Source organism: Bradyrhizobium sp. 160 (assembly GCF_023073735.1).
In the GTDB taxonomy this organism is placed as follows: domain Bacteria; phylum Pseudomonadota; class Alphaproteobacteria; order Rhizobiales; family Xanthobacteraceae; genus Bradyrhizobium.
In genome coordinates this window covers 314,657-327,186 of the sequence record NZ_JADPKD010000083.1, presented here as the reverse complement: position 1 = coordinate 327,186, position 12,530 = coordinate 314,657, and the positions used below count along the sequence as shown (strand labels likewise).

The following is a 12,530-nucleotide window of genomic DNA, read 5'->3' as shown; positions in this document are numbered from 1 at the left end:
GCGCCGAACCGCGGCGGCCTGAGTCGAGGCGAGTGCAGCCGACTATGCCATGCGCGGGCGGCTCACGCCGCCTGCAGCGCACCGAGAAAGCCGTTCACCTCGGATTTCAACTGATCGGATTGCGACGACAAGCCGTTGGCTGCCTCTAGCAGCCGGTCAGTGGCCTTGCTCGCGTCTTCCGATGCCCGGCTGACACTGAGGATGTTCTTGTTAACGTCTCTGGTCCGGTCGGCAGCCTGTTGCAAATTGTTGGCAATCTCACGCGTCGCTCCGCCCTGCTGCTCGACCGCAGCGGCAATCTCACCGGAGATGCGGTCGATTTCGGCGATAGTGCCGCCGATCGCCTCGATCGCGCCGACCGCCTCACCGGTGGCCGCCTGGATGTCCTGGATCTGGGCGGAGATCTCTTCAGTTGCCTTGGCGGTCTGATTGGCCAGTGCCTTGACCTCGCTTGCGACGACCGCAAAGCCCCGACCATGCTCACCGGCTCGCGCCGCTTCGATGGTCGCGTTCAGGGCCAGCAGGTTGGTTTGGCTGGCAATACTCTGGATCAGCGTCACGACCTCCCCGATCTTTTGCGTGCCGGTTGCGAGCATTTCGACAACCGTATTGGTCCGACGCGCTTCCTCAGCGGCTTTCGCCGCGATTTGGGCCGATCGCGTCACCTGCTCGGAGATGCTGTTGATCGAAGCCGTGAACTCTTCGGTTGCCGCCGCAACGGTCTCTACATTGGCCGTCGCGTAGGTCGAAGCCGTGGCAGCAGCCGTGCTCTGCCGCATCGCTTCGACGTTACTGCCCCGCATCGACGCGGATAGGTCCTGCATCTCGCCCGCAGCGCGCGCCACCGCTTCGACGACACCGCTGATCCTGTGCTCGAAACCGGCTGCAAGGTTGCGACGGGCGTCGTCCCGCTTTTGTTTGGCGCGTGCTGCCTCCAGTCGGTCTGCGTTGGCGCGGGCTTCAGCGGCGCTCGCAGCCTGGGCCTCGGCGGTTTTCTGAGCCGCCATTGCGAAGATCCCGGTGACCGTATGCGCGAGCCAGATCAGGACGCCGGCCTCGATCAGAACGATGACGGCGTGGAGCACCACGCGGCCGAGATCCGCGCCGCCGGGGTAGATGGCCGCCGGCAGAACGAAATTCAGCGTCAGGTGATGCAAAGCGACTGCAACCGTGCCGGCGACGATCGGACGATAGTCGCAATACGCGACGAGACAGGCTAGCGCCGCGAAGAAGTACATGTGCATGTCGACCTGCCACGGGTGACCGGCGAACTGGAACACCAGCATCGAAACGCCGCCCATCAGCGCAACGGCAACGATCATTTGGGTCGAAGGTCCGTTTCCTCCAGCCGACCACGCGATGCTTGCGGCCGAGGCCATCGCGGCCATGAAAATGGCCGGTAGCAACCACCCGGTGCCCAAGATCACGCCGACCACGACCGCGAGCGGGACATGCAGCCAGAGCGCCACGAGCAGGATCTTGCTCGTGCCCGCGCGCAGGACCGCCAGTTCATCACCTTCGAAGGTCATTCCCCAGTCCCCAATGGCTTGTTCGTGAAACAGGCATCGATCGCTTGCGGGTCGAGGGTCAGCCAGGCCCCCGCCTCGTGCAGCTTCTTCAATCCATCGTGGCTGTCGGGACGCAGCACCAGAACGGCCGGCGCGGCCGTCATCCGCACAAACGCGGCGTTCGCCGATGCGGCGGCCAGCAACGCCTGCTGGGCGTCCCACCAGGGCGGGAATGCCACTGCCACCACCTCAGCGTTCGGTCGCGCCTGCAGCGAAAGTGCTGCGACCGCGACCCAGCTCACCAGCAGCAACGCTGCTGCCGGCAGCCAGCTTGTTCTGAGGACGTTCCCCGACTCCATCTCCGAGGATCATAGCTTCACGAAGCTAACCGAGCGTAAATCTCTGGTAGAAGAAAGCCGAGCCCTCGCGAGCCTGCCGCTCTATGCCGCGACCACCGCCGGGATCGGCAGCGCAGTGACCGACTTGATCTTCTCCATCGCGAAGCGCGAGGTGACGTTCTTCAGCGGCACGGCGCTGATCAGCTTCTTGTAGAAGACGTCATAGGCCTGCATGTCCGCCACCACCACGCGCAGCATGTAATCGACGTCGCCGGCCATGCGATAGAACTCCATCACCTCGGGCATGGCGCTGACGGCTTCGGCGAACCGCTTCAGCCAGGCGTCCGAGTGATCGGCGCTCTCCACCGAAACGAACACGGAGATGCCGAGCCCGATCTTGTTCTGGTCGACGAGGGCCACGCGCTTGATGATCACGCCGTCGGCCTCAAGCCGCTGGATGCGCTTCCAGCAGGGGGTCGAGGACAGGCCGACGCGGTCGCCGATCTCGGCGACGGAGAGGGAGGCATCTTCCTGGAGCACCATCAGGATCTTGCGGTCGATGGCATCGAGGCGGCGGCTGGTCTCGGGGATCTGGACAGCAAGGTCGGTCATTTGAAGAACTTTGTTCCATTTCAGGGGCGAATTTCCCTGATACAGAGAAAATCATTCTATAGCAAGTCTATAGTGCTGGCGCCTGACCGGGCATCGTCGCCTGCTGCCCTCTCAAAAACTCTTCAACTTCAACGCGTTGTGGGGCGGCTAGGCCACCGCCATGGCGGGTGCATTTCAGCGCCGCGGCGGCCGCGGCGAATCGCAGCGCCTCCCGCGTCCCCTCACCCTCGGCAAGGCACAGCGTGAATGCGCCATGGAAGACGTCGCCGGCGCCGAGCGTATCCACTGCCTGAACAGGGAAGGCTGGCGTCTCCTTCAACTCGCCTGTCTCGTTCAGCCAGATCGTGCCGAGGGGACCGCGTGTGGTGGCGAGGAAGGCCGGCGTCAGCTTGGCGAGGCGCTTCAATGCCTCGCCGTCGTCGGCGATGCTGGCGGTCTCCTGCACCTGTTCGCTGGCGAACAGCAGATGCGAGGCGGCCGTGAGCAGGCCGTCCTGCAACGACATCGCGCGGTCCACGCCGACGATGAGGGGAATGCCGCGCCGCCGTGTCTCGGTGCAGAGGGAAGTCGCGAACGAGGCGCAGCGGCTTTCGACGAGGACCGCGCGGCAATCGGCCAGCAATTCGTCCAGGTCCGGCAGTTCCACGCTCCACAAAGCCGGATCACGATAGATGGTGATGGTCCGCTCGCCGGAAGGCTCGATCATGATCGCCGAGACCGGCGTGGACAGGCCCGGCATGCGAACGATATGGCTGGCGTCGATGCCCTCCAGCGCCATCCGTTCGAGGATGAAGCTGCTCGACGTCTCCCGCGCATCGCCCATCGGCCCAGCGAACGCGACACGACCACCGAGTCGCGCAATGGCAATCGCGGCATTGAGCGCGTTGCCGCCGCAGATCTCCGCAAGCTGGCTCGCGTGGGCCTTGCTGCCGCGCGCTGGCACGTGTTCGACGCGGAAGGTGAGGTCGCGCACGGGAATGCCGATGCAGAGGATGCCCGGCGCGTGTCCCGTTCCGGTCATGGGCGCTCTCAGCTCAGGAGCGGCTCTTGTCGTGCACCCAGCGGCCGAGCAGGTGATGGGCGATCGCGAAGGGATGAGGGCCGGCGAGCCCGTCGGGGTGCGTCCGCGTCAGCATCAGAGCGGCCTCCTCGCGCGTGAACCAGCGCGCGTCTTCCAGCTCCATGCGATCGACGACGATGTCCTCGTTCAGCGCCCGCGCGCTGCAGCCGATCATCAGCGACGACGGATATGGCCAGGGCTGCGTCATGTAATAGTGCACGTCGGTGCAGCGGATCCCGGACTCTTCCAGGATCTCGCGGCGCACCGCGTCCTCGATGGTCTCGGCCGCCTCCACGAAGCCGGCAAGGCAGGAATACATGCCGGGTGGAAACTGCTTCTGGCGGCCGAGCAGGCATTTGTCGCCGGAGGCGACCAGCATGATCACGACGGGATCGGTGCGCGGAAAGTGCTCGGCCTTGCAGGCAGGACAGTCGCGCTTCCAGCCGCCTTCCTTCATGCTGGTGCGCGCGCCGCAATTGGCGCAATAGCCGTGGCGCTGGTGCCAGCTCACCATCGACTTCGCCATCGCGATCGCCGACAGCTCCTGTGGCGGAAGCGCGCCCTGCATCGCCATGCCGCGCAGCTCGGTCACGGTGTAGTCGTCGCGGCCGACGAGCTTCTCGGCCGCCGCCTGCGACATCCCCATGCCGAACATTGCTGCGCCGTCGCGCAGCCCCAGAAAGACCGTGCCGGGATTGGCGCCGCATTTCACTGCCTCGTCAATTCCCAGCAGCGCCCGCACCTTCTCGCCCTCGCGCTTCACCAGGAGCGAGTCGCGATAGACCACATAGGCGCGCGATGACGGCTTCTGCTCCAGCGCGAACAGCTTTTCGTCGTCACGGCGCAGATGCGCGGCACGATCGAGGACGTTGGTGACGAAGGCCGGCTGTCCCAGCGGGAACGCGTCGAATGCTGACATTTTTTTCTTTCAACCCAACCAAATCTTGCGGCGGAGCGCGCTGATGAAATTCTGCACTTCAGTGGCGTCGTGCGCCAGCGGCGGCATCACGCCCCACACCGGCCGCGGCCAAGCCGCATCACTGGTGCGGCGCGCGATGATATGAACATGAAGCTGCGGCACGAGATTGCCGAGCGCGGCGACATTGAGCTTGTCGCATTTGGTGATCTCCTTCAGCGCGCGCGAGACGCGGGAGATCTCGGTCATCAGCTGCGCCTGCTGCACCTCGTCGAGATCGATGATCTCGATCGCATCGGGCCGCCGCGGCACCAGCAGCAGCCAGGGATAATGCGCGTCCTTGATGACCAGCACCTTCGACAGCGGCAGATCGCCGATGTCGATCGTGTCCTCTTTCAGGCGGGAGTGCAGCGACCAGGCGGGTTCGGGCATGGAGGTTCCGGATGGGCCCGACGGGTTCGGGCTTGTTGGAGCCGACCATACGATACGGAGTCAGCGAGGGGAAGGTTGAGGCTCCGCCGCCACTGCATACGCGATCGTCGCCCTGGACAAGCGCGCCGATCCGGGACCATTGCCGAGGGACTCGTTTGACGAAGACTCGTAGTGACCAGCCTCGTGCCTCTCTGGTATCGCCGAATTCCATCCGGATCGCCTTGCGATAGGCGCGAAGACGCCTAACCCATTCGCGGCTTGTCAGTCATCTAACGGTTTCCTTATCGATGATGTGTGAGCGCAAGGCGGCGCGCCGCGACATGATGTGGGTCCCGAGGGCTCAGCCGTGCCAATGGGAGTTGCGGATGACGCTGCAGAAATTGCCGCGATGGAAATGCGGCTCCTTGTCGGCGATGACGTCGGCCTTGACGTTGCCGAACGTCGTCTGGGGCCGATGCTTGATGCCGTCGTAGAACGCCTGGATGATGTCTTCCTTGAAGTGCGCCGTTCGCGGAAATGCCTTCACCACGGCCTCGCGTTCCTCATCGGGATATTCGTCGTAGGTGAGCCCGAGAACGTCCATTTCGACGCCAGCGGTCACCAGCGCGACGACGGGATGCATGTGCTGGGGAATGCCCGGCGTGGTGTGCAGCGCGATCGCGCTCCAGACCGTGTAGGCATCCGCTTCCGGGATGCCGTGGCTGCGCAGGAAATCGCGCGCCGCGTGGGCGCCATCGACTTCGAACCGCTCGTGCTTGCTGCCATGGCCGGGCATCAGGCCGATATCGTGAAACATGGCGCCGGCGTAAAGCAGCTCGCGGTCGAACTTCAGTCCGCGGCGGATGCCTGCCAGCGCCCCGAAATGGTAGACGCGGCTGGAATGATTGAAGAGCAGGTCCGTCTCGGTGTCGCGGATATATTCGGTAATGGCACGCGCGAGCATGCTGTCGGGAATCTGGGCGGCTTCGTTGATTTTCGACATGACGTTCTCCTGAAAATCTCTGGTGGCTGGCAAGCTAAGTCTGGGCTATTCTGTCTGCAATTGACGCGATACGTCTAAAACGGACAAATCTGCACCGAGGCGGACATGAATGGGAAGCCAAAATCGAGGACTGTTGTGATCGTTGCGCTGCCAGGGGTGCAGCTTCTCGACGTCGCCGGGCCGCTCGACGTGTTCGCCGAGGCCAACGTGCAGGCCGGCCGTGCGGCCTATGCGCTTTTCGTGGCTGCGACCGAGCCGGGCCCGATCCTCAGCTCCTCCGGCATCCGCTTAATGCCGGACCGAATCATCGACCGCGACTTCCAGGAGCCGATCGACACCCTGCTGGTCGCCGGATGCCCGAACGCTACCGAGATCCCCGCGAATGCCAGTGTGGTCGGCTGGCTTCGCCAGCGAGCGTCCAGGACGCGGCGGTTCGGGTCGGTGTGCAGCGGCGCATTCTTCCTTGCGGCGGCCGGCCTTCTCGACGGCCGGCGGGTTACGACGCATTGGGCAGTCGCCGATACCCTCGCGAGTAAATTTCCGTCGGTCACGGTCGACAAGGACGCGATGTACGTCATCGACGGAAAACTTCGCACAGCAGCCGGCGTGACCGCAGGGCTCGATCTCGCGCTTGCACTGGTGGAGGAAGACCTTGGACGCGGGATCGCGATGAAAGTCGCTAGCCAACTCGTGATGTTCTTCAAGCGGCCCGGTGGGCAGATGCAATTCACCCGCAAGGGCGCGGCCGTTCCTGCCGGGCGTGCGGCATTGCAGGAGCTCCAACGCTGGGTCGCCGCCAATCCCGGTCTGGACCATCGGGTTGCGAATCTGGCCAAACGCATGGAACTCAGCCCGCGGCATTTCGCGCGGCTGTTCCATGCCGAGGTAGGTATCACGCCTGCGACCTGGGTCGAAGAAGCCCGCGTCGACGCCGCGAGGCGGCTGCTGGAGTTCGGTAACGAAGCGCCAAAGCAAGTGGCGATTCGTTGTGGATTTGCGGATGCCGATACCTTGCGGCGCGCTTTCGCTCGCCACGTCGGCGTGACGCCGGCCGAATATCGCAAGCAGTTTGCGCACATGGCTGAGGTTCCGGGGCAGGTGCCCTGACCACGCTCGGCATCCGATCTGGCGGTACCCGGCAGGTATGCTGGATTGGGGATGGCCCCCGACAGGGAAACTATGTCCGTGGACAGCCGACTTGCTTTCCGCTTCCTTTGGCCCCAAATAGGGACCGGGAGATTGGCGGTGGACGAGCCACTCGCCAACCGGGTCAGGTCCGGAAGGAAGCAGCCCTAACGAGGTCCGGATCGGGTCGCTCGTCAGTCTCCTACCTGTTTTTCGAGCGAATTGCGCCAGCGGCCCCCCGCTGGCGCGCTCCTTTCCGCAAAAGCCGGCCAACAGACATTTCATTGCGGATCGACCGATGACCGACGCTGGCGCCCCTCCCGATCCCGACAGCGCGAGCCAGGCCGCCGCACCCTACCGCGTGCTGGCGCGCAAATACCGCCCTTCCTCTTTCGATGATCTGATCGGCCAGGAGGCTGTCGTCCGCACCGTCTCCAACGCGTTCGAGACCGGTCGCATTCCGCAGGCGTGGATCCTCACCGGGGTCCGCGGCGTGGGCAAGACGACCACCGCGCGTATTCTCGCCCGTGCGCTCAACTACGAGATGCCGGATGCTTCGGTGAAGGGCCCGACCATCCACATGCCGACCCTCGGCGTGCACTGCCAGGCGATCATGGAAAGCCGGCACATGGACGTGCTGGAGATGGACGCCGCTTCGCACACCGGCGTCGACGACGTCCGCCAGATCAATGACAGCGTGCGCTATGCCCCCGCCAGCGCCCGCTACAAGGTCTACATCATCGACGAAGTCCACATGCTGTCGACGGCGGCGTTCAACGCCTTCCTGAAGACGCTGGAGGAGCCGCCGGAGCACGCCAAGTTCGTGTTCGCCACGACCGAAATCCGCAAGGTTCCGGTGACCGTGCTGTCGCGCTGCCAGCGTTTCGACCTGCGCCGCGTCGAGGCCGACGTGCTGATGAAGCACCTCGCCAACATCGCGGCCAAGGAAAGCGTCGAGATCGAGCCCGAGGCGCTTGGCATCATCGCCCGCGCCGCCGAAGGCTCGGTGCGCGATTCGCTGTCGCTGCTCGACCAGGCGATCGCGCATGCGGCTGGCACCGTGAAGGCCGATGCCGTCAGGCAGATGTTGGGCCTCGCCGATCGCACCCGCGTCATCGATCTCTTCGATTCACTGGCGCGCGGCGACATCGCGGCCGCTTTCAAGGAGTTCCGCGACCAGTACGATGTCGGCGCCGATCCCATCGTCGTGCTCTCGGACCTCGCCGAGTTCGTCAATTTCGTCACCCGTGTGAAGATCGTGCCGGCGACCGCCGACAACGTCGCCTATGGCGAGACCGAGCGGGTCCGCGCGCGGGACTTCGCGTCCAAGATTTCCATGCGCGTGCTGTCGCGGATGTGGCAGATGCTGCTCAAGGGCATCACCGAGGTGCAGGCCGCGACGCGTCCCGCCGCGGCGGCGGAAATGGTGCTGGTGCGCATTGCCTATGTCGCCGACCTGCCGACGCCGGACGAGGCGATCCGGATGCTGGAGCAGAACGGCGGCGGTTCGCCGGTCGTGAGCAGCGGCAGTGTCACGCGCAGCGCGCCTTCCGCACCGGTCGCGTCTGCTGCGCCGGTTCGCATGCCGACATCCGCGCCGTCCCCGTTCGGTGCCAGCGCCCGGCCGCAAATGGCGGCGCCCGCGCCGGATCCGCAAGCTGCAGCGCCGGTGCTGCGCGTCACCAGCTTCACCCAGCTCGTCGCGCTGGCCGGGCAGAAGCGCGACATCATGACCAAGAGCGCGCTCGAAGGCGACATGCGCCTCGTCCGCTTCGAGGAGGGCCGGCTGGAAGTCGCGCTCGAGCCCAACGCCTCCAAGACCATGATCTCCGAGCTCGCGAAAAAGTTCGAGCTGTGGACCGGGCGCCGCTGGACCGTGATCGTCTCCAACGAGCAGGGCCAGCCGACGCTGCGCTCGGTGAACCAGGCCGCGAAGCAGGAGCATGCGCGCACCGCCGAGGCCGATCCGCGCGTGCAGGAGGTGCTGTCGCGTTTCCCCGGTGCGAAGGTCGTCGAGGTCCGCAGGCTTGCCCCCGAGCTGCCGGAAGCCAATATTAACGCCGACTATGGCAGTGACGATCCGCCCGACGGTTCCGACGGCGACGATGAGCTCTGAGCCATTCTTTCCAAGGACGAGCACCGATGGCTGATTTTCTCGGCATGATGAAGCAGGCGGCGCAGCTGCAATCCAAGATGCAGGAGATGCAGGACCAACTCGCCAACGTGGAAGTCGAAGGCATCTCCGGCGGCGGCCTCGTCGCGGTGCGCATGACTGCGAAGATGGACGTTAAGGCCGTCAAGATCGACCCTGCGCTGATGAAGGCGGACGAGCGCGAGGTGCTGGAAGACCTGCTCGTCACCGCCTTCGGCGATGCCCGCCGCAAGGCGGAGACTGCGATGCAGGAGAAGATGCAGGCCCTGACCGGCGGGCTCGGCCTGCCGCCGGGGTTGTTCGGCCAGTAATATGGGCGCCGTTGCAGGTCCGGAGATCGAGCGGCTGGTCCAGCTCCTCGCGCGGCTGCCGGGCCTCGGCCCGCGCTCGGCGCGGCGCGCGGCGCTGCATCTGATCAAGAAGCGCGAAGCGCTGATGGTGCCGCTTTCGTCGGCCCTCCAGGTCGCGCTCGACAAGGTCGAGGTCTGCAAGACCTGCGGAAACATCGATACGCAGAATCCCTGCACCGTCTGCACCGATCCGAAGCGCGATCCCTCCATCATCGTCGTCGTCGCCGACGTCGCCGACCTCTGGGCGCTGGAGCGGGCCAATGCCACCCAGGGGCGTTATCATGTGCTCGGCGCGACATTGTCGCCGCTCGACGGCGTCGGCCCGCAGGACCTCACCATCGACGCATTGGTGGCGCGCGCGCATGATTCGCAGGTGCACGAGATCATTCTGGCGCTTAACGCAACGGTGGACGGCCAGACCACGGCGCACTACATCACCGACCTGCTCCAGGACGCCAATGTGAAGGTGACGCGGCTCGCCCATGGAGTTCCTGTCGGCGGCGAGCTTGATTATCTCGATGAAGGTACGCTATCGGCTGCGATGCGGCAGCGTACCCTGTTCTAGCCATCCAGAATTTACGGAACGGACGACATGACGAAACCTTTCGCCATACGATCGGCTTTGGTTGCGACGATGATGATGCTGGTGAGCCCGGCCATCTCCGCGCAGCAGGGCGATGAGGCGCTGCCGCCGTCCAAGCCCGGCAAGCCGATCAACACCGGCGACGTGCTCTCCGGCGAGTTGAATGCGATGAAGGTGCGCGACCTCAAGAACGGCAAGCGCGTTGCAACCTACCAGATCACCTCCGAGCCGCGCCGCCTGCCGCCCCCGAACGGGCTGTGCAATCTCGAGACCGGCCCCGAAACCTTCCAGCTCGTCACCTCCAGCGACGCGCAGGCCGCGCAGCTGAAATCATTCGTCGGCAAGGAAATCTCGGTCAAGGTTGACGAGATCGCCTGCGCCAGCGATGCCGGCCAGATGAGCGAGGCCGTGATCACCAAGTGGAGTTTGATCAAGAAGCAGTAGGAATGGCTCGCGATTGCCCCCTTGCCGCGGCTTTCTCCGCCGTCATTGCGAGCGAAGAAGCAAATCCAGAAATTCTTCCGCGGAAACGGTCTTGATTGCTTCGTCGCAAGAGCTCCTCGCAACGATGAAGGCGAGACGTCGGTCCTATACCCTGACTGGCCCCAGCGTCTTGAAATGCCCGCGCTTCTGGAGCCAGGCCAGCAGTACCAGGCTCGGGATCGCCACCAGCACGCAGATCACGAAGAACAGCGCCCAGCCGGTCGTATCAGCCACGAAGCCGGCACCTGAGGAGAGATACGTTCGCCCCACCGCCGCGAGCGCGGTGAGCAGCGCGTATTGCGTCGCCGTGTGCAACGGGTTCTTGCACAGGGCGGAGAGATAGGCGACGAAGATCACGGTGCCGATGGCGCTGGTGAAGTTCTCAGCCGTGATGGCGAAGGCGAGCGCCCATTGGCTGGTGCCGACGAACGCCAGCCAGGAGAACGAAAGGTTGGCGAGTGCCTGCACCACGCCGCCGATCCACAGGCTGGTCGCGAGCGAATAACGCCGCGCGACAAAACCGCCGGCAAAGCCGCCGAGCAACGTCGCGGCGAGCCCGACCCCCTTCACGATCGCCGCATAATCGTTGCGGGAAAAGCCGAGGTCGATCACGAACGGCGCGGTCATCGTGCCGGAGAACGCGTCGGTGAACTTGAACAGAACGACGAAGGCGAGCGCGGCGAGCGCGTCTTTCCGCGACAGGAATTCCGAGAACGCCCCGATCGCGGCGCGCAGCACGCGCGCGAACGCGGTCTCGGCCTTTGTCGCAGCTTCCGCCCGCACCGATTGCTCGGGCTCGGTTGCGAGGAGCGCCGTGATGGTGCCAATCAGCACCATCGCCGCCATCACCACATAGCCCCACATCCAGGCCGATTGCCGGCTAATGCCGGTGCCCTCGAAGCCGGAGACGATGAACAGCGCGCCCGCGGTCGAGACCAGCATGCCGATGCGATAGGCCGCGACATAAGCGGCCATGCCGGCTGCCTGCTCGCTCTCGGGCAAGCTCTCGACACGGAAGGCATCGACCACGATGTCCTGGGTCGAGGACATGGTTGCGACCAGCAGCGCGCCGAGCGCGACGTAGAACGGCGAGCGCGCGGGATCGGTGAGCGCCAGCAGCAGGATGGCGATGATCAGCAACATCTGCGAGAACAAGAGCCAGCCACGCCGCCGCCCGAAGGCGCGGGTGAACAGCGGCACATGCATCGCATCCACCAATGGCGCCCACAAAAATTTCAGCGTGTAGGGCGTGCCGACCAGCGCAAACAGCCCGATGGTCTTGAGATCGACTCCGGCCTCGCGCATCCACACCAGCAGCGTCGAGCCCGACAGCGCCAGCGGCAGGCCGGATGAGAAGCCGAGGAACAGCACGATCAGCACCCGCGGTTGCAGGTACACGGCAAGGCTGTCACGCCAAGAGGCGGCGGCAGCGCCGGCGGAGGAGGTCGCGTCGGGTGCGGTCATGCGGAGGTGTTAGCAGATTCTGGCCGCCACAAGGGAGGTGTCGTCGCCCTCTCCGCTGTCATCGTCCGCGAAGGCGGACGATCCAGTATCCACCAGCGTCTCGATCCAATAGGACCGCCGCGGCGTACTGGATGCCCCGCCTTCGCGGGGCATGACGACCTTATGGCAGCCCGGCTATTCCGGGATACAAGTCATCCCAGTTCGGGTTGTGCTGCTCAATCAGCCGGATCTTCCAGGCCCTGTTCCACTTCTTAAGGCGCTTCTCGCGCTTTATTGCGTTCTCGGGATCATCGAACTGCTCAAAGTAGACAGCCTTGCGACGTCGTACTTTTCCGTGAAGCTCTCGACGAGTTTTTGATCTGTGCTCTGCGACCCGGCGGATGAGGTCATTTGTCACGCCGATATAGAGCGTTGCGCCAATTTTGCTGGCGAGAATGTAGACGTAGTAATGGCGTGCACTCATGCGACACCCCTACTGCTGTCATCGTCCGCGAAGGCGGACGATCCAGTAATCACCAGCGCCTC

At 64.6% G+C, this 12,530-nt stretch carries 14 protein-coding genes and 1 other RNA gene; 6 read left to right on the top strand and 9 right to left on the bottom strand.

What is annotated here, in order from left to right:
* Positions 1-62 precede the first annotated feature (62 nt).
* The 7 genes from IVA98_RS35570 to IVA98_RS35540 form a co-directional block, all read right to left on the bottom strand.
* Positions 63-1,529: a methyl-accepting chemotaxis protein gene (locus tag IVA98_RS35570; protein ID WP_247302873.1), complete on the bottom strand. Its 1,467-nt coding sequence runs from the start codon at positions 1,527-1,529 to the stop codon at positions 63-65.
* The gene (locus IVA98_RS35565) at positions 1,526-1,810 is read right to left on the bottom strand and encodes a hypothetical protein (RefSeq protein WP_346657763.1); all 285 of its coding nucleotides are present in this window, start codon (positions 1,808-1,810) and stop codon (positions 1,526-1,528) included. Before IVA98_RS35565 ends, IVA98_RS35570 begins: the two co-directional genes overlap by 4 nt.
* A 138-nt stretch (positions 1,811-1,948) precedes the next feature.
* Entirely contained in the window at positions 1,949-2,458 is a 510-nt protein-coding gene (locus IVA98_RS35560) for an Lrp/AsnC family transcriptional regulator (protein WP_247276417.1), read from the bottom strand.
* Positions 2,459-2,525: 67 nt separating this feature from the next.
* Positions 2,526-3,479 (bottom strand): sugar kinase, encoded by a 954-nt coding sequence (locus tag IVA98_RS35555; protein WP_247302746.1) that lies wholly within the window; start codon positions 3,477-3,479, stop codon positions 2,526-2,528.
* A 13-nt stretch (positions 3,480-3,492) separates the two neighbouring features.
* On the bottom strand, positions 3,493-4,437 hold the full coding sequence (gene nudC, locus IVA98_RS35550; protein ID WP_247302748.1) for an NAD(+) diphosphatase: 945 nt from the start codon (positions 4,435-4,437) through the stop codon (positions 3,493-3,495).
* Positions 4,438-4,446: 9 nt separating this feature from the next.
* Positions 4,447-4,866, bottom strand: coding sequence for an HIT domain-containing protein (locus IVA98_RS35545; protein WP_247276420.1), 420 nt, complete (start codon positions 4,864-4,866; stop codon positions 4,447-4,449).
* A gap of 340 nt (positions 4,867-5,206) precedes the next feature.
* The gene (locus tag IVA98_RS35540; RefSeq protein ID WP_247302750.1) at positions 5,207-5,848 is read right to left on the bottom strand and encodes an HD domain-containing protein; all 642 of its coding nucleotides are present in this window, start codon (positions 5,846-5,848) and stop codon (positions 5,207-5,209) included.
* Positions 5,849-5,953: 105 nt separating this feature from the next.
* Here IVA98_RS35540 and IVA98_RS35535 point away from each other — a divergent pair, with 105 nt between their 5' ends.
* The 6 genes from IVA98_RS35535 (at position 5,954) to IVA98_RS35510 (ending at position 10,502) form a co-directional block, all read left to right on the top strand.
* Positions 5,954-6,955, top strand: coding sequence for a GlxA family transcriptional regulator (locus IVA98_RS35535; RefSeq protein WP_247334915.1), 1,002 nt, complete (start codon positions 5,954-5,956; stop codon positions 6,953-6,955).
* A 127-nt stretch (positions 6,956-7,082) separates the two neighbouring features.
* Positions 7,083-7,179: signal recognition particle sRNA small type (gene ffs, locus IVA98_RS35530), an RNA gene on the top strand.
* A gap of 92 nt (positions 7,180-7,271) precedes the next feature.
* A complete protein-coding gene (locus IVA98_RS35525; RefSeq protein WP_247302753.1) occupies positions 7,272-9,089 on the top strand; it encodes a DNA polymerase III subunit gamma/tau in 1,818 nt (605 codons plus the stop codon).
* 26 nt (positions 9,090-9,115) lie between these two features.
* The gene (locus IVA98_RS35520; protein ID WP_247276423.1) at positions 9,116-9,436 is read left to right on the top strand and encodes a YbaB/EbfC family nucleoid-associated protein; all 321 of its coding nucleotides are present in this window, start codon (positions 9,116-9,118) and stop codon (positions 9,434-9,436) included.
* A 1-nt stretch (position 9,437) separates the two neighbouring features.
* Positions 9,438-10,040, top strand: coding sequence for a recombination mediator RecR (gene recR, locus IVA98_RS35515; protein WP_247302756.1), 603 nt, complete (start codon positions 9,438-9,440; stop codon positions 10,038-10,040).
* A gap of 27 nt (positions 10,041-10,067) precedes the next feature.
* Positions 10,068-10,502, top strand: coding sequence for a hypothetical protein (locus IVA98_RS35510; RefSeq protein ID WP_247302758.1), 435 nt, complete (start codon positions 10,068-10,070; stop codon positions 10,500-10,502).
* 144 nt (positions 10,503-10,646) lie between these two features.
* Here IVA98_RS35510 and IVA98_RS35505 read toward each other — a convergent pair whose 3' ends face one another.
* Together IVA98_RS35505 and IVA98_RS35500 are read right to left on the bottom strand one after the other, a co-directional pair.
* The gene (locus tag IVA98_RS35505) at positions 10,647-12,005 is read right to left on the bottom strand and encodes an AmpG family muropeptide MFS transporter (protein ID WP_247302760.1); all 1,359 of its coding nucleotides are present in this window, start codon (positions 12,003-12,005) and stop codon (positions 10,647-10,649) included.
* Between the two features lie 160 nt (positions 12,006-12,165).
* A complete protein-coding gene (locus IVA98_RS35500; RefSeq protein ID WP_247302762.1) occupies positions 12,166-12,468 on the bottom strand; it encodes a GIY-YIG nuclease family protein in 303 nt (100 codons plus the stop codon).
* Positions 12,469-12,530: the final 62 nt, after the last annotated feature.

Bases quoted from the DNA above. Each gene is read 5' to 3' on its own strand.
- IVA98_RS35570 (WP_247302873.1), bottom strand. From the start codon at position 1,529: ATGACCTTCGAAGGTGATGAACTGGCGGTCCTGCGCGCGGGCACGAGC.
- IVA98_RS35560 (WP_247276417.1), bottom strand. From the start codon at position 2,458: ATGACCGACCTTGCTGTCCAGATCCCCGAGACCAGCCGCCGCCTCGAT.
- IVA98_RS35555 (WP_247302746.1), bottom strand. From the start codon at position 3,479: ATGACCGGAACGGGACACGCGCCGGGCATCCTCTGCATCGGCATTCCC.
- nudC (WP_247302748.1), bottom strand. From the start codon at position 4,437: ATGTCAGCATTCGACGCGTTCCCGCTGGGACAGCCGGCCTTCGTCACC.
- IVA98_RS35545 (WP_247276420.1), bottom strand. From the start codon at position 4,866: ATGCCCGAACCCGCCTGGTCGCTGCACTCCCGCCTGAAAGAGGACACG.
- IVA98_RS35540 (WP_247302750.1), bottom strand. From the start codon at position 5,848: ATGTCGAAAATCAACGAAGCCGCCCAGATTCCCGACAGCATGCTCGCG.
- IVA98_RS35535 (WP_247334915.1), top strand. From the start codon at position 5,954: ATGAATGGGAAGCCAAAATCGAGGACTGTTGTGATCGTTGCGCTGCCA.
- IVA98_RS35525 (WP_247302753.1), top strand. From the start codon at position 7,272: ATGACCGACGCTGGCGCCCCTCCCGATCCCGACAGCGCGAGCCAGGCC.
- IVA98_RS35520 (WP_247276423.1), top strand. From the start codon at position 9,116: ATGGCTGATTTTCTCGGCATGATGAAGCAGGCGGCGCAGCTGCAATCC.
- recR (WP_247302756.1), top strand. From the start codon at position 9,438: ATGGGCGCCGTTGCAGGTCCGGAGATCGAGCGGCTGGTCCAGCTCCTC.
- IVA98_RS35510 (WP_247302758.1), top strand. From the start codon at position 10,068: ATGACGAAACCTTTCGCCATACGATCGGCTTTGGTTGCGACGATGATG.
- IVA98_RS35505 (WP_247302760.1), bottom strand. From the start codon at position 12,005: ATGACCGCACCCGACGCGACCTCCTCCGCCGGCGCTGCCGCCGCCTCT.
- IVA98_RS35500 (WP_247302762.1), bottom strand. From the start codon at position 12,468: ATGAGTGCACGCCATTACTACGTCTACATTCTCGCCAGCAAAATTGGC.